General features: G+C 61.2%; 15 protein-coding genes and 1 pseudogene. 6 read left to right on the forward strand and 10 right to left on the reverse strand.

From position 1 onward, the window contains the following. Positions 1–97: 97 nt before the first annotated feature. Together ACIGHL_RS01250 and ACIGHL_RS01255 are read right to left on the reverse strand one after the other, a co-directional pair. Positions 98–586, reverse strand: coding sequence for an RNA methyltransferase (locus tag ACIGHL_RS01250; RefSeq protein ID WP_128119033.1), 489 nt, complete (start codon positions 584–586; stop codon positions 98–100). Positions 587–664: 78 nt separating this feature from the next. After that, a complete protein-coding gene (locus tag ACIGHL_RS01255; protein ID WP_216706759.1) occupies positions 665–1726 on the reverse strand; it encodes an SDR family oxidoreductase in 1062 nt (353 codons plus the stop codon). 88 nt (positions 1727–1814) lie between these two features. Here ACIGHL_RS01255 and ACIGHL_RS01260 point away from each other — a divergent pair, with 88 nt between their 5' ends. Together ACIGHL_RS01260 and ACIGHL_RS01265 are read left to right on the forward strand one after the other, a co-directional pair. Continuing rightward, entirely contained in the window at positions 1815–2198 is a 384-nt protein-coding gene (locus ACIGHL_RS01260; protein ID WP_128119034.1) for a winged helix-turn-helix transcriptional regulator, read from the forward strand. Positions 2199–2448: 250 nt separating this feature from the next. Continuing rightward, positions 2449–3225 (forward strand): hypothetical protein, encoded by a 777-nt coding sequence (locus tag ACIGHL_RS01265; protein WP_253910886.1) that lies wholly within the window; start codon positions 2449–2451, stop codon positions 3223–3225. Positions 3226–3320: 95 nt separating this feature from the next. Here the strand turns inward: ACIGHL_RS01265 and ACIGHL_RS01270 are convergent, their stop codons facing one another. Both ACIGHL_RS01270 and ACIGHL_RS01275 read right to left on the reverse strand, forming a co-directional pair. After that, positions 3321–3707: an ester cyclase gene (locus ACIGHL_RS01270; RefSeq protein ID WP_128119035.1), complete on the reverse strand. Its 387-nt coding sequence runs from the start codon at positions 3705–3707 to the stop codon at positions 3321–3323. A gap of 110 nt (positions 3708–3817) precedes the next feature. Next, positions 3818–4921 (reverse strand): DUF2855 family protein, encoded by a 1104-nt coding sequence (locus tag ACIGHL_RS01275; RefSeq protein WP_128119036.1) that lies wholly within the window; start codon positions 4919–4921, stop codon positions 3818–3820. Positions 4922–4994: 73 nt separating this feature from the next. Between ACIGHL_RS01275 and ACIGHL_RS01280 the strand changes: the two genes are divergently transcribed. Together ACIGHL_RS01280 and ACIGHL_RS01285 are read left to right on the forward strand one after the other, a co-directional pair. Then, positions 4995–5627, forward strand: coding sequence for a TetR/AcrR family transcriptional regulator (locus ACIGHL_RS01280; RefSeq protein WP_241508982.1), 633 nt, complete (start codon positions 4995–4997; stop codon positions 5625–5627). Between the two features lie 194 nt (positions 5628–5821). Continuing rightward, on the forward strand, positions 5822–6565 hold the full coding sequence (locus tag ACIGHL_RS01285) for a class I SAM-dependent DNA methyltransferase (protein WP_128119037.1): 744 nt from the start codon (positions 5822–5824) through the stop codon (positions 6563–6565). A gap of 26 nt (positions 6566–6591) precedes the next feature. On the opposite strand, the gene ACIGHL_RS01290 is transcribed toward ACIGHL_RS01285, so the two are convergent. Continuing rightward, a complete protein-coding gene (locus ACIGHL_RS01290) occupies positions 6592–7287 on the reverse strand; it encodes a GNAT family N-acetyltransferase (RefSeq protein ID WP_128119038.1) in 696 nt (231 codons plus the stop codon). A 315-nt stretch (positions 7288–7602) separates the two neighbouring features. Between ACIGHL_RS01290 and katG the strand changes: the two genes are divergently transcribed. Then, on the forward strand, positions 7603–9834 hold the full coding sequence (gene katG, locus ACIGHL_RS01295) for a catalase/peroxidase HPI (RefSeq protein WP_128119039.1): 2232 nt from the start codon (positions 7603–7605) through the stop codon (positions 9832–9834). Positions 9835–10046: 212 nt separating this feature from the next. On the opposite strand, the gene ACIGHL_RS01300 is transcribed toward katG, so the two are convergent. The 4 genes and pseudogenes from ACIGHL_RS01300 to ACIGHL_RS01315 all read right to left on the reverse strand — a co-directional run bounded on the left by ACIGHL_RS01300 (position 10047) and on the right by ACIGHL_RS01315 (position 13905). After that, positions 10047–10394: a cupin domain-containing protein gene (locus ACIGHL_RS01300; RefSeq protein WP_127839734.1), complete on the reverse strand. Its 348-nt coding sequence runs from the start codon at positions 10392–10394 to the stop codon at positions 10047–10049. A 188-nt stretch (positions 10395–10582) separates the two neighbouring features. Beyond that, positions 10583–11428, reverse strand: a complete 846-nt coding sequence (locus ACIGHL_RS01305) for a methyl-accepting chemotaxis protein (protein ID WP_499175732.1) — start codon at positions 11426–11428, stop codon at positions 10583–10585. A gap of 18 nt (positions 11429–11446) precedes the next feature. Beyond that, positions 11447–12550: pseudogene (locus ACIGHL_RS01310) on the reverse strand (cache domain-containing protein); the annotation flags it as partial. A 455-nt stretch (positions 12551–13005) separates the two neighbouring features. Beyond that, a complete protein-coding gene (locus ACIGHL_RS01315; protein ID WP_128119040.1) occupies positions 13006–13905 on the reverse strand; it encodes a DMT family transporter in 900 nt (299 codons plus the stop codon). A gap of 573 nt (positions 13906–14478) precedes the next feature. Here ACIGHL_RS01315 and ACIGHL_RS01320 point away from each other — a divergent pair. After that, complete coding sequence (locus tag ACIGHL_RS01320) at positions 14479–15522, forward strand: hypothetical protein (RefSeq protein ID WP_128119041.1); 1044 nt, start codon at positions 14479–14481, stop codon at positions 15520–15522. Between the two features lie 242 nt (positions 15523–15764). On the opposite strand, the gene ACIGHL_RS01325 is transcribed toward ACIGHL_RS01320, so the two are convergent. Continuing rightward, entirely contained in the window at positions 15765–16487 is a 723-nt protein-coding gene (locus ACIGHL_RS01325) for an FMN-dependent NADH-azoreductase (protein ID WP_128119042.1), read from the reverse strand. Positions 16488–16576: the final 89 nt, after the last annotated feature.

Raw genomic sequence — 16576 nt, forward strand, 5'->3', positions numbered from 1 at the left:
TTGCTGCTCATCTGCGCTGTAAGCCGCATGCACATCGGCGTTCTTTCAAGCGATTACATCCGTGCAGCGAGTCGCCCAGATGATGAAGGTGTGCGGTTCAGCACGGTTTACGCGCCGCTCCGAACCCGGGGCCCGAGCGGGTGTTGTTGCCCTTGGACAGGCGGTCGTAGAGCACCACGTTGACCGTCGCCGCCAAATTCATGCAGCCGTTGGTGGGGATGTAGACCACGTCTTCGCACCAGTCGCGGATCTCTTTGCTCAGCGAGCCATCCTCGGCACCGAAGATGTACAGCGCGCGATCCGGATGGGTGTATTCGGGGAGGGCACGGGCACCTTCGACTAACTCCACAGCGACCGGCACGCAGCCGAGAGGCAGGATCTTGCGCAGGTCATCGATGTTGATCAGCGGAATGTCCTGATGGACTTTCTTGGTGTCGGTGACGAAATCCCTGGCGCGGTCATAACGAGTCCCGGTGTAGAACACCGAAGCCGCGCCATAGCAGCCCGCCGCCCGCATGATTGCGCCGACATTGGAAGGCGACTTCGGATTGCTCAGGCCGATGCAGGCGTAACGTTTGTTGCTCACTGGAAAAGACTCGCGCGGAAAACGCGCGAGTATACGGGACAGCCCAATCGTCGGTGGGCCCGGAATACCCGGCTCCGATCAGGGGATGAGTTTGCTGGCGCGCAGCTTGGTGAATACGTCGACGAACGCGTCGTCACTTGCCTGAAAGTCCAGAAACCCGAGCTTTCGGCTCTTCGACATGTCTGTCACCACCTCGATAGGCCGACCCAGGTCTGCGTCGGTGTGCCATGGCGAGATGAGCTTGCCGATATCCGCTTCAGCCAAACCGAACTGCTTGGCCATCTTTGCCCAGACCTCGGCATCGTTTGCCATCTGCTGCTCCAGCGGGGCGGGTTGACCGTCGAAAGGCGCCGCCTCGATGCCGAACCACTCGGCAATGCGCGACCACATCCACTTCCAGCGGAACACGTCACCGTTGACGATGTTGAAGGCCTGGTTGGCGGCGGCCGGTGTAGTCGAAGCCCAGTGCAGGTGCCGGGCCAGCTGGCCCGCATCGGTCATGTCGGTCAGGCTGTTCCACTGGACTTCCGAGCCCGGAAAGCGGAAGGGCCGACCGGTCTGACGGCAGATCGAGGCGTACACGGCCAGCGTCGTTGCCATGTTCATCGCATTGCCGACTGCGATTCCGGTGACGGTGTGGGGGCGGTGAACGCTCCAGCTGAAGCCATCGCGTTCGGCCGCTGCAAATACCTCGTCTTCCTGGGCGTAGTAGAAATTCTCGACGTCGAGTCGCCCTTGTTCCTCACGAAACGGCGTTTGTGGCAGCGTGCCCTTGCCGTAGGCTTCGAATGGGCCGAGGTAATGTTTAAGGCCGGTAACCAGCGCCACATGGCGAACCGAGCCTGAAGTTCGAACGGCTTCGAGCACATTGCGAATCATCAGTGCATTGACGCGGATATTCTCCGCTTCGCTGGCTTGGCGCGCCCAGGTGGTCAGAAAGAGATGAGTGGGCGAAACGTCGGTCAGCGCCGAAGACAGGGCCGTCGGGTCCAGCAGGTCTGCGCTGATCGGAGTAACCCCGGATTCCTCGCTCGGCCGCCGTGCCAGGCCGGCAACGGACCAACCTTCCTTGGCCAACAGGCGAGACACCGCGCTGCCAACGATCCCACTCGAGCCGACCACCAGTGCTTGATTTGTCATGTTCAGAACCCCACAAAGCGAAACAGGCCTGCACCTTACTCACTCGAAAATGCCGATCCAAGTCGGCACCAAATGGTAACCAGCCCCCATGCAACCCGGCTCTGACGAAGAACAATGGCGCGAAGATTGCGCCCCAAGACGTGTGCTCGAGATCTTCTCGACCAAGTGGACCAGCATGATTCTGCACACCCTGCATGCCCGCCACGACGGCGTGGCGCGTAGCGGTGCGCTGCATCGCAGCTTGCCGGGAATCTCCAAAAAGATGCTGGTGCAAACGCTGCGAGAGCTGGAGACCAGCGGCTTGATCGAACGCCACACGCTCGACTCCGTCCCGCCAGCGGTGAGCTACGCGCTCTCACCGCTCGGCAGACTGATGGTCCAACCTATCGAAATGATCTACGACTGGGCGAGGCAAAACTCCAGCGCGCTGGATCAGCTGCAGCCGAGAAGCACGTCGCGTAGGCGGGGCTGAAGCCGAACAGCTGATGCGTTGCCGCCAGCGTTTGCCTTTCTACAGGCACCAGGGCACCGCTGTTTTATGGTGCATCGCTTCACACTTTCAACATCCAACACTGCCGATTTCGCGCCCTGCAAGGTTCGAGAAAGGTAGGGCGAATCCAATGGCGCGCTGAGCGGCGCATGCACGCGATTGTTTGCGGCGGGCTCAGGCGCTGACCGCGTAAGCGGCCTGTGCTCATCTTCAAAACCAGAAAGGATTTACCGTGTTGATCAAGACATCTCTGCGCGCGCTGCTGTTGGGTTGCAGCCTGCTGAGTGCGACGTGCTGGGCGGATATGGCGCCCTTGGAAATCATGAACATGGCCGGTCTGCAGCGCAGCCTGGGGCAGATCGTCGCCAAGGATTACCTCATGATCGGCGCCGGCGTGAAAGTGGACGAAGCCACCAAACAACGTGCCGCAAGCCTGGCCTTGTTCGAAGATCACCATGCCCAGCTCAAGGCGGCTGCGCCGAGTGACGCCATTCGCGTTGCGTTGAACGACGTGGAGCGCACCTGGGCTGATTACCGCGCTCTGGCGGCCAGTACGCCGGACAAGGCCCAGGCTCCGCTCGTACTGGCGAAGGCCGAAGAGCTGGTTCGCCAGACCCAACAAGTCACCGATCTGTTCGAGCAACACAATGGCGATGCCGCGTCGCATTCGATCAACCGCAGTGGCTGGAACCGTGTGCTGACCCAGCGCACCGCCATGTTCTACATGGCCCGTGCCTGGGGCGTGCAGGATCCGGATCTGGAAAAGGAGTTTGCAGCTTCGGTTGAAGACTTTGGCGTCATCATGGCCGAGCTGCAGACAGCCGATGCGCCCAACGCAGAAATCGCCGAAGCCCTACGCAAGGCCGACGCACGCTGGAAGTTCGCGAGCAAGGCGTTCACCTCCAAGCAGTTCGTGCCCACCATCGTGGCGGTGAATGCCGAATCGATGTTCCGTCAGCTCAACGAAATGACCCGCCTCTACGCCGGGCTGCACGACAACCAGCTTTGAATCCTGCTCCCGGTGCGTTTGACGATCAGGTGCGCCGGGATTCGCCAGCACCGGCCCAGTCTGTCAATCGCAGCGCATTCTGACGGTCCACTCGATCAGAGTTGGTCGCCAACAGCGGCCTTGTCGATCACGGACCAAACGTTCCGGATCTTTCCCTCGCTGAACGCGTAGAACACGTTTTCGGTGAAGGCCACCCGTTTTCCATTTACTGCAAAGCCGAACAAGTCCGCTATGGGCGTGCAGTCGAACAGCAGCTGCGCCGCCACGTGGGGCGGCTCGGCGATGAGCAGGCCAATCGTGAACTGCAAATCGGGAATCGCTCGGAAGTCCTCTTCAAGCATCCGGCGATAGCCACCCAGCCCCACGAACTTGCCGTTGTAATACACCTCGTCATGGACGAAGTGACCCAGCTCCGGCCAGTTCTGGCTGTTCAAACAGGCGATATAGCCTTGGTAGCAATCGGTGATCTGGTCACCAGTCATCATCGCTCCTCAGCGTCAGGCTGATAGTCAGGCTAGCGACCTGTGCAATAGACGCCAGCCGCACGCTTAATACGTTCGGCTGGCACGCCATAAACGGCAGTGTTAGCGGGTCAGTCGAGGACCACGGCGTGGCCTTCCAATGGATTGATATCGCCTTTGATCAAGGACTCGGCCAGCGTTTGTGCCGCTTCAAGGCCCGCGTGCTCGTTCACCTGCATCCAGGGCTGCTGCGCATCGCTCACCCGCGCGATAAAGGCCAGCTGCGCTTCGTTGAAGCGGCGTGTCACCTCGGCTGGCCCCCAGTCGGCGTTGCGTTTCTTGATCTGGTAAGGCGCGAAATAGGGCTGTGGTTGCGGTCCGGCCAACGTCTGGTCACGTTTGCTGTATTCATGGCTTTGGGCAGACCCGGCATAGCAGTCGTACACCAGAGCGTCTTTGAAATGTCCATGGATCTGCTGGCGAAGGCTGGCGCTACCAGAGAAGTCCACATACAGCGTGGGCACGCTCGGGTCCAGCGATGCGAGCTGGTCGTAGCCGAGCGCCTGGCGGTAGCAGCCCAGGCGTTGTACGAAATCGATATTGCCCGGGGAGGTGAGGCCGATCAGCTGTACGGCTGGATTGTCCTGCAGGCAGAACGCAGTCCCGTACGCCGTCTTGCTTGAGGCACTGGAGACCAGGATCTGGCGCGCACCGAAGAAGGCGTTGTCATCGAGAAAGTCGGCCAGCATGAACGAGGTGATGAACAGCGGGCGCAACAACATCTGGTAGTTCTCGCTCTCGGCGCGATAGGCGTCATCGCTGCTGATGCGCTGGTACTGGTTGTAGGCTGATGTGAGTTCAAGTCGATGCTCGGCACCGTCGTAGAATCCGCGCTCGGAGACCCGCACCGGTTGCATGACCAGATGGCTGGCGATCGGCCAAAAGCCATAGAAGCGCTCGCCCTTCGCCAAGCCATCGACAGTGCTTTCCACGACCTCGGCGAACCCCCAGGCAGGCATGTGAAACCACTCGGCATCGCCCGTCGGGAAGAAGTCCCAGTAGCGCAGATGAGGGGTTTCGCCGAATGCAGCGTAGGTCACATTGTTCGTCGTCAGCGCCAGTCGGCTGATGCGCAGCAGGGCTTCGCCGGGTTTCAGCTCAGGCATCGCCTGGGTCTGAAGGCGAGTCTGCTCCATGTTTTTCTTGTTGTTCTGCAACTGGCGGATGACGCTCATCGATGGCACCTTGGGTTCGTAAATGGATGGCATTGACTGTAGCCCTTTCGTTTCTCCGCCGGGTTCGGATTTCATGAACACACGATTGCCAAGCGCCAAGCCGCTCAAACGGCCCACTCAGCAGCGCGCCAAGGTCACCGTTCAGGCGATTTTCGACAGCTATGTTCGGATATGGCAGCGCGACGGCTGGTCTCGATTGACGACCCGGGCGGTCGCCCTGGAAGCCGGTGTGGCCATCGGCACCTTGTACGACTATTTCCCCAGCAAACACGCGCTGCACTCAGGCTACGTGCGCTATTGCGTTGAGCAGTTGCTGGAGTTCATCGAGGCGCAAGCCGTAGCTCCGATCGCCCTTGCCTGGCCCGAGCGCATCCGGCGCCTGGTGCGCACCTTGGCCGGGGCCGAACCTCAGCTACCCTGGTTCCACCCGGACATGCTCGAACTGGAAACGCTGGTGGCTGAGCCCAAGCACCAGCGCCGGGTCTATGAGGACCTATTGGGCGCCTGGCAACGTGTCATCGACGCGGCGACCGACCTGCCGGCGCGCCCGTCAGCTGCAACCCTGGAAGCGCTTCATCTTTCGGTGTGGGGCGGACGCCGCTACGCGATGCTGGTGCAGCTTGAAGCGGATCGGATGAGCGATTGGGCCCGCTGCATGGAACAGCTATGCCTGGACAGGCTAGCGGGGCCGGTCGCCCCGGTCTGAACGCTATCGATCATTGGACCGGGCAGACCTATCGTTTTGCTCAGCTGATCCGCTGAAGGGGGAGCCAAACGGGGTGCGCTGGCCATCGGGAGGGCGTGGAGGGCGCCGTGCCAGCTCATGCGTAATTGCCAGGCGATTTCCAGTCGGCCGAGATAATATGCGCGCCCCATCCAGCCCTCACACCTCAGGCCATCATGCCCGGCACCGCCATCTATACCGACCTGTCGGGTTACTACGACCTCATGTGCGCCGATATCGACTACCGCGCGCAAAGCCACTGTGTTCATCGTCTGCAGAAGCTGTTTGGTAACGGCGGCAACCGACACCTGGATCTCGCCTGTGGCACAGGTCCGCATGTACGGCACTTTCTTGATGCTGGCTATCAGAGCAGTGGGCTCGACATCAATCAGCCGATGCTGGACAGGGCGGCTCTTCGCTGTCCGGACGCTCGCTTCTCCCGGCAGGACATGTGTGATTTCACCGTGGGCCAGCCGGTCGATCTGATTACCTGCTTCTTGTATTCAATTCACTACAGTGCCGAAACCGCGCGATTGCAGGCCTGCATCGCCAGCGTGCACGGTGCATTGGCAACTGGTGGGCTGTTTTGCTTCAACGCCGTCGACAAACACACCATCGACAACGCGTCATTTGTAGCGCACGACGCGAACCATCCCGATGGGTTGTTCAGCTTCAGCTCGGGTTGGCACTACGCCGGGGCGGGCGAGCAACAGCTGTTGAAACTGCGGATCGAAAGGACGACCGCAGGGCAAAGCCAGACATGGCACGACGAGCACCGCATGGTGGCGGTGAGTTTCGCCGAGCTGAGCGAGCTGCTGCAGCCATACTTCGACGTGCATGTGCTGGAGCACGATTACGAAAAGATCCTTCCCTGGAACGGGACGTCCGGCAACGCGATCTTTGCCTGTGTGAAGTTATGAGGCGTATGGCTGCGCTGGGCCGGCAATCAATGCAGGCGATTGGCCGTCGAAGACGTCTGCGTCAGATGAATCGCCTGTTGAGCTAGCTCATCGAGTAATTGATCGCGGCTTTTCTCCGCGTCGCTCATGGCTTCGGCGCCGTGTTGTTTGACCAGATAGTTATGAATCTGGCGAACTTCCTCTGACTGGAAAATGGGCACCAGGTCCTGCACCGCCACCAGACCGCTGGACGCCTGGCTCCGGGTGTTCATGACGACCTGAGGGCCACGGGCCGCCAACGGCTGAAAGCCCAGCGATTGGAAGTACGGCACCTTGCTCGCCACGCACGCCACTTCTCCATGCGGATAGCGCGCCAGCATCGCCTCGACCATGGCCCGCCCGATGCCCTGCCGGCGATGGCTGGACTGCACCGCCAGATAGAGCAGCGCACTGGCCTCTGGGTCGTCCACGTAAGGCCGATAGAGCGCAAACCCGAGCAGACGCGCCGGGTCTTCGGCGTCCAGCGCCATGATCAGTTCGGGCTTGCCGTTTTGCGCGCCGTCCATGCTGTCCAGATAGCGATGCACCTCGAAGCCCACCACGTATTGGTACAGCTGATACAGCGGGTTGCTGGAGGGAAGCGAAACCGGGCTGACGTCGCTGAGATAGTCCACCACCATCCGTAGCAGCTGGCTCTCCATCGATTCCGGCGGTGGGGTATCCAGGTGGGCGAGGGTGAACATGGGCTTGGCTCCGGACGGGGTGGAACGCTGAATTGTACCGGGCGTCACACGTGAACGACGACGCAGAAGAAGGATTTCCGCTTACCCGCAGTGACATAGAGGGCGAGCCTATCGTGACGATAGGCAAATATGCTGCTCACCGCTTTGCATGCTTTAGGGCGCTATGAGGCCGCTTGATAGCAGCATATTTAAAGCGTTTTAAAGATTATGGCGACAAACATCCGTTAATTATGTCGTTCAGGCTGCCTGGGGCTGTTTGCTAAGTTCTTTTCAGCGGCGCGTCAACGCGTCAACGACAACCCTAAGGAGCAGAATATGAACGCTGAAACTGGAGAAAACACTGGTGGTGGCTGCCCGTTCGGCCACGGCGCTGGTGCGCCACGCAAACGCCCGAGTAATAAAGACTGGTGGCCCGAGGCACTGAGCCTCAGTTCACTCAACCAGCACTCGCCGCGCTCCAACCCTTATGGCGGCGATTTCGACTACGCGGCCGCGTTTAAATCGCTCGATCTCGACGCGGTGATCGCCGATCTGCATGCCCTGATGACTGACTCTCAGGACTGGTGGCCTGCTGATTTCGGGCATTACGGCGGCCTGTTCATCCGGCTCGCCTGGCATAGCGCCGGTACCTACCGGATCACCGATGGCCGCGGCGGCGCTGGCGGTGGCCAGCAGCGTTTCGCCCCGCTCAACAGCTGGCCCGACAACGCTTCGCTGGACAAGGCTCGGCGCCTGCTGTGGCCGATCAAGCAGAAATACGGGCGCAACCTTTCCTGGGCCGACCTCTACGTGCTTACTGGTAACGTGGCGCTGGAATCCATGGGCTTCAAAACCTTTGGCTTCGCTGGTGGCCGTGCCGACACCTGGGAGCCGGAAGAACTGTTCTGGGGGCCTGAAGGCACCTGGCTGGGCGACGAGCGCTACAGCGGCGAACGCCAGTTGCATCCCGGCCTCGGCGCCGTACAGATGGGCTTGATCTACGTGAACCCGGAAGGCCCGAACGGCAACCCGGACCCGAAAGCCTCGGCGATCGACATTCGTGAAACCTTCGCCCGCATGGCGATGAACGACTACGAAACCGTGGCACTGATCGCTGGCGGTCACACCTTCGGCAAGACCCACGGTGCTGGCGACCCCTCGCTGCTGGGCCCGGACCCAGAAGGCGCTGTGATCGAAGATCAGGGCCTGGGCTGGCGCAGTCGGTTCCAGACCGGAGCGGGCGCAGACGCCATCACCTCCGGCCTCGAAGTCATCTGGAGCCAGACGCCGACCCAGTGGTCCAACTACTTCTTCGAAAACCTGTTCAACTTCGAATGGGAGCTGACCAAGAGCCCGGCCGGCGCGCACCAGTGGGTCGCGAAGGACGCACCGGAGGTCATGCCGGACCCGTTCGACCCGAATAAGAAACGCAAGCCGACCATGCTCACCTCTGACCTGGCACTGCGCTTCGATCCGATCTACGAACCGATCTCGCGGCACTTCCTGGAGCACCCGGACGAGTTCGCCGACGCGTTCGCCAAGGCCTGGTTCAAGCTGACCCACCGCGATATGGGGCCCATCGGCCGCTACCTCGGCCCGCTGGTGCCGAAGGAAACGCAGATCTGGCAGGACCCGATTCCCGAGTGTGACCATCCTCTGATCGATGACGCCGATATCGCTGCGCTGAAGCAGAAGATTCTGGGATTGGGCTTTTCCGTGTCCGAGTTGGTGTCGGTGGCCTGGGCATCGGCATCGACCTATCGCGGCTCGGACAAGCGCGGCGGCGCCAATGGCGCGCGTATCCGCTTCGCACCGCAGAAGGATTGGGAAACCAATAACCCGGCCCTGCTGGCTCGTGTGCTGGAAAAACTGACCGAGGTCCAGACCGAGTTCAACGCGTCGGCTTCTGGCGGCAAGAAGGTCTCCATGGCCGACCTGATCGTGCTGGCCGGCTGTGCCGCGATCGAAAAAGCGGCTCAAGACGGCGGTGTGAATGTCACCGTGCCGTTTACACCGGGTCGGATGGATGCCTCGGAAGAGTGGACCGATGCGCAATCCTTCGAAGCGCTACGCCCGGTCGCCGATGGCTTCCGCAACTACTACCACGAGTCGCATTTCATGGCGCCCGAGGAAGCGCTGGTCGACAAGGCGCACCTGCTTCGCCTCAGCGCGCCGGAAATGACTGTGCTGGTTGGTGGTATGCGGGTGCTGGGCACCAACGCGGACGGCGGCCAGGATGGCGTCTTCACCAAGCGCGTGGGCACCTTGTCCAACGACTTCTTCGTCAACCTGCTGAGCATGCAGAATGAGTGGGTCGCGACCGAGCACAAGAACCGCTATCAGGGGCTCGACCGCAAGACCCGTCAGCCCACCTGGACCGCCACCCGTGTGGACCTGATCTTCGGCGCGCAATCCGAGCTGCGTGCGCAGGCCGAGGTTTACGGCATGGCAGACGGCAACGAGAAGTTCGTGCAGGACTTCGTCAAAGCCTGGGACAAGGTGATGAACGCGGACCGGCTCGATATCGGCAAACCTGCCGATAATTTCAGCCAGAAGCTCTCAGCGTAAGGCAATAAGGCGGCGCCTTCGAGGCGCCGCCGACGCTGTCATGCACCGCGACGCAGAGCGGGCGGCCATAGCGGTTGCCCGCGGCGAGCGGCTCCGTTTGATCCTTCCGGCGGTCCAGTCCTGGCCCGCCCATCGCGCAGCTGGCGGACGGCTCAGCTGTTCGGCCGGCGCTGCCGTAGCACCGAGTCGATGCGCGTCCTGCGCACAGTCATTCAGGCAAACACGAAGTACTTGCGGACGGTCTCTACGACTTCCCAGGTGCCGGTCATGCCAGGTTCCACCACGAAGATGTCACCCGCCTTGAGGTGGATGGGCGCCAAGCCGTCGGGCGTGATGATGCAGTAGCCTTCCTGGAAGTGGCAGTACTCCCATTTGACGTATTCCACGCGCCATTTGCCGGGCGTGCAGATCCAAGTCCCCATGATCTTGCTGCCATCATCGGAGGTGTAGGCGTTGAGGTTGACGGTGTGCGGCTCGCCTTCGATTCGCTCCCATTTGCAGGCATCGACGACAGGCATGGGCTGGGTATCGCGCAGTACGGTGATCGGTGGGTTGGCCATGGGCGCTCCGGGTAAGACGTGATCGGGCGCTTACCATAGGGCGCCGCTGCCTTTGCCGGTTGTCTGGGGTCGACGCCGGGATGCCCATCAGCGCAAGGAGCGTCGTTGGGCACGCGGTCGTCTTCTGCCAACGCGTAACCCTGTCACAGCCGAGCGGGGCAGCCCCGAAGGGCTGGCCGCTTCAAGCGTTACTGCGTGCGGAAGCGCCCGACCAGCTGCCGGAGTGCGCTGCTGAGTTGCCGCTGCTGCTGGGAGTAGCTTTCGACCTCCGAGGCCTGGCTCGACACTTGGGCAACCGCGTCGCTGATGGCCACCACGTTCCGGTTGATGTCCTCGGTGACCAGATGCTGTTCCTCGGTGGCAGTGGCGACCTGCGTGGTCATGTCACGGATCATCTCGACTGCATTCTCGATCTCTTCGAACGCTCCCATGACCTCACCGGACAGCTCGATGGCTTTGCTTGATTCCGTCAGGCTGCGATCCATGCTCGCGGTCACCTCGCTGATGCGGCTGACCAGCAGGTTGAGTATTTTGTTGATCTCGCCGGTTGAATCCTGGGTGCGCCTGGCCAGATTGCGCACTTCATCGGCCACCACGGCGAAGCCGCGTCCCTGTTCGCCGGCACGTGCCGCTTCGATGGCCGCGTTGAGCGCCAGCAGGTTGGTCTGTTCGGCGATCTGCTGGATGCTCGACAGGATGGTGTTGATGCTCACCGTTTCGCGCTCGAGCTCTCGAATCACCTTGCTCGAACTCTGAATGCTGGCGCCAAGATCGTTCACCCCTGCGGTACTGCGAGCGATCACCTCCTTGCCATTGCGCGTCGCGTCCAGACCCTGCGCGGAGACTTCCGCCGTCTTGACACAGTTGTGTGCCACCTCGTTGGCCGCCGAGGCCATCTCGGTGACGGCTGTGACGATCTGCTCCACCGCGCTCGACTGGCGCTGCAAGCTGTCCGACATGGCGGTGGTGCGCTCGTTGGTCTGGCTTGAAACGCTGTCGATGCTCACCGCGTTGTCCTTGATGACGGTGATCATCGACTGCGTCGACTCGATGAACTGGTTGAACCACTTGGCCAGTTCACCGGTTTCGTCCCGCGCCAGCACGGGGAGGCGGTGGGTCAGATCACCTTCGCCCTGGGCGATTGTGCGCAGCCCGTCCTTGACCAGATTGATCGGGGTGACGATGCGGTTCGCAAATATCACCCCGGCGATACCGAACAACACCACCAGCACGGCGCACGCCACCAGCGTCAGCCAGGCCAGCCTGTGCGCGCCGGCCAGGATTTCGTCAACCTGCATGAAACCGATGAATTTCCAGCCCAGGGTCGGCGAGGTGAAGACGTTGGCCAGATAGTCAACGCCATCGATGTTGACCTCTATCAGGCCGTTCGCTGTGTTGGCGATGCTCGCGACGTAATCGCCTGGCAGCTCGCTGAGCTTCTTGAAGTTGTTCTCGGGTTGGTGGCCGTCGACTAGCAAGGTTCCGCTGTTCTCGACAAGCATAAAGAAACCGGTCTCGCCGAAGCGGGTTTTCTGGACCATGTCGGTCAGCGCCTTGAGCGACACGTCCGTCGCCACGACCCCAGCGAAGTTACCAGCCTGGTCCTTGAAGGCTTTGATCACCGACACGTAGACGGCGTCGTCCGGCTCCCAGTAATAGCCATCCAGGCGCGTCAGCTGGAAATTGGCGTCTTTGCCCAAGGTAAACCAGGGGCGCCCGCGCGGGTCCCAGTCGCCGTAATCTGCGGTGCCCGGCCACTCCACGTAGCCGCCCTGGGCGTCGCCCATGTAGACGTAACCGAAGTTCGGGTTGTTGTTACCGATACCCGAGAAGTAATCGAAGATATCTTTCTCGCGACCCCCGTTGGCCGTGGCGGTGGCGCCGGGTTTGCTGGGTGACCCGAAGTAGGTGGTCAGCTCGCCAGCCTCGGTGTCCCGGACGGCGGCAAAGTCGGCCATGGCCGACACGGTATGGCTGACCGAATCGAACAGGGTCACGAAGGTATTGTTCACCAGCTGGACGTCCAGGCTGCTGCTTTCCTGAAACTGGACCTTGGCCTCCTCGGTTACGTTGCGGATGGTGAACAGGGCGACGACAAGGACCGGAACGAGCGTCGCGACCAGAAAGCTTGCTAGCAGTTTGTGTTTTATTTTCATCGTTAAACGGCCTCTGGCCAGTTCATCAAGACGTCCACGCTGACCTGCGCTTCGTCCTTCGGGGAACCCTCGCGCAATCCAGTGCGCTTCGCGGCCGCGCACGCCCGATTCCTCGTCGAATCGATCGCTGGCGAGTCGCGGCCGGCAAGACGTTATCGGCACGGATCTGTCAAGTCTTGAGGTGACCCCGCACTTTTCCGTCCGATGCGCTTTATTGCGCCAGGACTTGGCATACAGGGACACCGGGGGTTTCGATTCACGTCACCGGCGATCAACCAAGCGCCATCGGCAGTTTCTCCAGGGGCCGTATCGGTCTGTGAAGTCTTGATCCGTTGTCGCTGCTCAGTCTTCCGCGCTTCGGCGCTTATCTCGGCGGCTGATCTGCGGCCGGAGTGGTCGCGGTCCGGCAGCGACTTAAAGGCGGCACCCGGCGCTTATGGCGCCTCCCTTGCCGGTCACTTGTCCGCTACCAGGCAAGGCTTCGCGCCGGGGCGGGACGGTCCGGGCGATGCGGGGCGCCGACGCAGGCTCAGTCCGGCGTGAACCATCAGTGTCGCGATGACCAGCGCGCCGCCATAAAGCGTCGAGGTTGCGGGTGTCTCGTTCAGGAAATACCAGGCCCACAGCGACCCCAGCACGCTTTCCAATAGATAGAAGAGCGCGACTTCGGCAGACGGCAGATAGCGGGTCGCGTTATTGATCAGCAGCGTGGCCAGCGGCATCTGGATCAGACCCATGATTGCCAGCGCCCAATAGCTCGTCGTACCCAGGCCCAACGGCTCGGCCTTGGGCCAGGCGATCACCGCAGCCGCCAGGCCGCCGAGCGCGATGAGGGGCATCCGTTCGATAGCGCGATGGCGGCGCAGCAGGGTGAGATTGGCGCCCACCGCTGCCGAGGACAACAGCGCATAACCGTTACCGGCCAGATCGGTGGGGGTGAAGGCGCCGGCAAATACAATCATGATCCCCAGCGCCGCCACGCCGATGGCCAGCCAGGTGTGCAACGCCACCGACTCGCCCAGGAAAAAGCGTGTAAACAGGGCGGCGAACAGGGGCGCCGTGCTGAGCACGACCACCACGTTGGCCACCGTGGTATGGATGACCGCGAGCACGAAAAAGATCGAAGTAAAGGCCAACAGCAAGGCCGAGGCGGCGCTGATCAGCGGTTGCGCCTTGAGACTCGCCCGGCTTTTGGCCGACAGCGAGAACGCACCCAGCGCCAGAAACATCAACAGGCCCCGCCAGAACACGATGCTCCAGCCATCGGCCTGTGCCAGGCGCACCAACAGGCCATCGAAGCTGAGTACGACGATGCCGCTGCTCACCAGAAGCAGGCCGCGCGTTGAATCGTTCAATCGTGGCTCCTCCGGTTACCGCTGCCCAGCGCCTGTCGTTGCCCGGGCGCGGCCTCCCTCTAAGCCGCGTCCGGACGCTGCGGCAATGATGGCTGCTTTGTTCGCCAAGCACCTGCCCAGAAGCGCCCCGGCACACTGCAGTTCGCGACTTCAAAGGCTATTGCTTACCCGAGACTTGGCAGCCGATTCAAAAAGGGGCCGTATTGGCCGGTGCACGTAACGCCGTCAGATCTCTTCCCACAAGCGGCTCGAAGACCAACGCGACTCGCATCGCTACCTGACGCTCTACAGCCTGATCGTGATGCCCTTCGTGGGGCACGCAAGCTCGTATCCCGCCGGCGCCCCTTCACCACGACGGACAGCGCACCCGACGCTTGAGACTGGCGTTGGCTTCTGTCCATGGCGGGGCGAACGGGGCGGCTGTGTTGAGCTAGACGGATTCGACCTGCCTCTGCTGATGGGAGCTCACCGGCGCCCTGGCAAGCGCCGCCTGCAGCTTCGCCACCCTCGCCCCCAACTACACCTAGCAATTCGATAGCTGGCGCGAGGCAGTTAGATTCAACCGTTCGGTTTATGGTTGGCGGAGAAGCCGCAGGCTATGTTGCGCATGCCGCGCCGCAACAGGTCCGTATTCCCCAATCCTCGGCAGATTGGCTGTGGGAACAGGATGTGAACCACTATCCCGAATGGAGCTACACCATGTTCAATAAAAAGACCCTGCTCGCCCTTCTTATCTCTGCCGCTGCTGCCAATGCCATGGCCGCGTCCAGCGAAGCCTACGTAGACCAGGATGGCAACAATCAACAGGCTACCGTGACTCAGGAGGGCGGCGATCAGTTCGCTCTGGTCTTCCAGGACGGTGAAGGCAACATCGGTACTACTTATCAAGCTGGCTCCGACAACCTTTCGGGTGTCTACCAGGCGGGCAACATGAACGTTGCTGCCGTGACTCAGAGCAGCACCAACTCTGGCTCCACTGTTGTCCAGGCTGGCTTTGCGAACAAGGCTGAGGTCCTGCAAGTGGCAACTAATAACACGTCCTTTGTCAACCAGACCGGTGAAGCGAACGAGGCCTTCGTCACCCACGGTGGTGGTGGCAGCCATTTCTCGGAGGTGACTCAGAACGGCATTAGCAACGATGCCACCCTGAAGCAAGGTGGCAATGGAAACTGGTCATTTATCACCCAGGCCGGTAATGACAACAAGGCCAATGTCGGACAGTACGGTAATAACAACCTGTCAGACGTATCTCAGAACGGTAACGACAACGTCGCTACTGTCAGCCAGAAAGATACTGGTATGGTCTATGCCGACCAGATCGGAACTGGCAACGAGTTACTCGTTACCCAAGGCGATCTGGCCGTCGCAGAAATTCTCCAGACTGGTGAATTCAACGACGTTGAAATTGAGCAAAAAGGCAGTGGCAATTACGCCAATGTCGACCAGTACGGTCAGTCGAACAACACCGATATCACCCAGTCCGGCACCGACAATGATGCCTATATCGTTCAAGGCGGCGTGAGCAACATGGCTGTCGCTATGCAGTCTGGCGTGGGTGATCTGGCATCTATCATCCAGGCTGGTTCGAACAACATGGCTACCGTTACTCAGAAGTAAAAGTTACTGCAGTGACACCCAGCCCGGCGAACGCCGGGCTTCTTGTTTTTAGCCGACGGAGAATTGCAGCGGCTATCGAAGCGGTTTGGCGCGCTTCGTCGACGCAGTACCGGTGGACGCATGAACAGCTCTCGCTGAGCACGCGGCGTTGCAGCAAGCTGGCCGGCAGCGTGCGACCTCCTTATCTGGAGCGAGTCTTCAAGGTTGGAATCGCGCAACGTCTGCTGCTCCGCAGTTTACGCTCAGCAAGCCTCAGCCTGTCGTTCGTAGGGCTGGCTCAGAGGCGTCGCGTCAAGCGTCCCCTGAAGCTCCGCTACCAACACATCCACCTGATGCAGCGCCTGCTCCACCGAGGCCGCCAACACGTCGCCGCCTGTTTCCTGCCCTTCGATGGCGATCTGGTGGATGCGGGTGATGCCGATGAAATTAAGTGCCGTCACCAGGTTCGGCTCCAGGTGATTCATGTGCGCCATCTCCCCACCGGGACCAAAGCCGATGCCGCCCCTCGCGCTGAGGATGACCGCATGCCGTGGTCGGTCCGCCAGCAAGGGTACGTAAGGTTCAGGTAGTTTGGTTTCGTCGACATCGACCGTCCGGCCCGGCCGCACGATCAGGTCAATCCAGGCCTTCAGCGCGGCGGGCATGCCGAAGTTGTAAAGCGGCGTGCCGATGACCAGTACATCGGCGGCGATCAGCTCATCGACCAGCTGGTCGCTTTCCGCCAATGTTTCCGTCATCCAAGGCTCACGGCGTTCTTCCGGCGTGAAGCTGGAGGCGATCCAGTCATGGCTGATATAGGAGGGCGGGTTCTGCCCGATGTCCCGGTAGGTCACGCTGTCCTGTACGCGGCGGGCCAGCCACTGGCTGACGAAACGGTGGGTGAGATTGCGGCTGTGGGAGCCGTGCTCGTCTTTGCCGGCAAAGCCAGGGCGGGCGCTGGCGTCGAGGTGCAGAAGGTGCGTCATGGTGGATCTCCTCTGTGACTGAATTCATCTGTCGTTCGCGGTAAATCCAGGCTAGGGCTAGGCTATGCGGGCGACAAACGACCATTTCT

The organism is Pseudomonas sp. NPDC077451, from assembly GCF_044543345.1.
Lineage (GTDB): Bacteria > Pseudomonadota > Gammaproteobacteria > Pseudomonadales > Pseudomonadaceae > Stutzerimonas.

Excerpts from the sequence above, each read along its gene's own strand:
- ACIGHL_RS01255 (WP_216706759.1), bottom strand. The coding sequence starts at position 1,726 with ATGACAAATCAAGCACTGGTGGTCGGCTCGAGTGGGATCGTTGGCAGC.
- ACIGHL_RS01260 (WP_128119034.1), top strand. The coding sequence starts at position 1,815 with ATGCAACCCGGCTCTGACGAAGAACAATGGCGCGAAGATTGCGCCCCA.
- ACIGHL_RS01270 (WP_128119035.1), bottom strand. The coding sequence starts at position 3,707 with ATGACTGGTGACCAGATCACCGATTGCTACCAAGGCTATATCGCCTGT.
- ACIGHL_RS01275 (WP_128119036.1), bottom strand. The coding sequence starts at position 4,921 with ATGAGCGTCATCCGCCAGTTGCAGAACAACAAGAAAAACATGGAGCAG.
- ACIGHL_RS01280 (WP_241508982.1), top strand. The coding sequence starts at position 4,995 with ATGAACACACGATTGCCAAGCGCCAAGCCGCTCAAACGGCCCACTCAG.
- ACIGHL_RS01285 (WP_128119037.1), top strand. The coding sequence starts at position 5,822 with ATGCCCGGCACCGCCATCTATACCGACCTGTCGGGTTACTACGACCTC.
- ACIGHL_RS01290 (WP_128119038.1), bottom strand. The coding sequence starts at position 7,287 with ATGTTCACCCTCGCCCACCTGGATACCCCACCGCCGGAATCGATGGAG.
- katG (WP_128119039.1), top strand. The coding sequence starts at position 7,603 with ATGAACGCTGAAACTGGAGAAAACACTGGTGGTGGCTGCCCGTTCGGC.
- ACIGHL_RS01300 (WP_127839734.1), bottom strand. The coding sequence starts at position 10,394 with ATGGCCAACCCACCGATCACCGTACTGCGCGATACCCAGCCCATGCCT.
- ACIGHL_RS01305 (WP_499175732.1), bottom strand. The coding sequence starts at position 11,428 with ATGATCACCGTCATCAAGGACAACGCGGTGAGCATCGACAGCGTTTCA.
- ACIGHL_RS01320 (WP_128119041.1), top strand. The coding sequence starts at position 14,479 with ATGGTTGGCGGAGAAGCCGCAGGCTATGTTGCGCATGCCGCGCCGCAA.
- ACIGHL_RS01325 (WP_128119042.1), bottom strand. The coding sequence starts at position 16,487 with ATGACGCACCTTCTGCACCTCGACGCCAGCGCCCGCCCTGGCTTTGCC.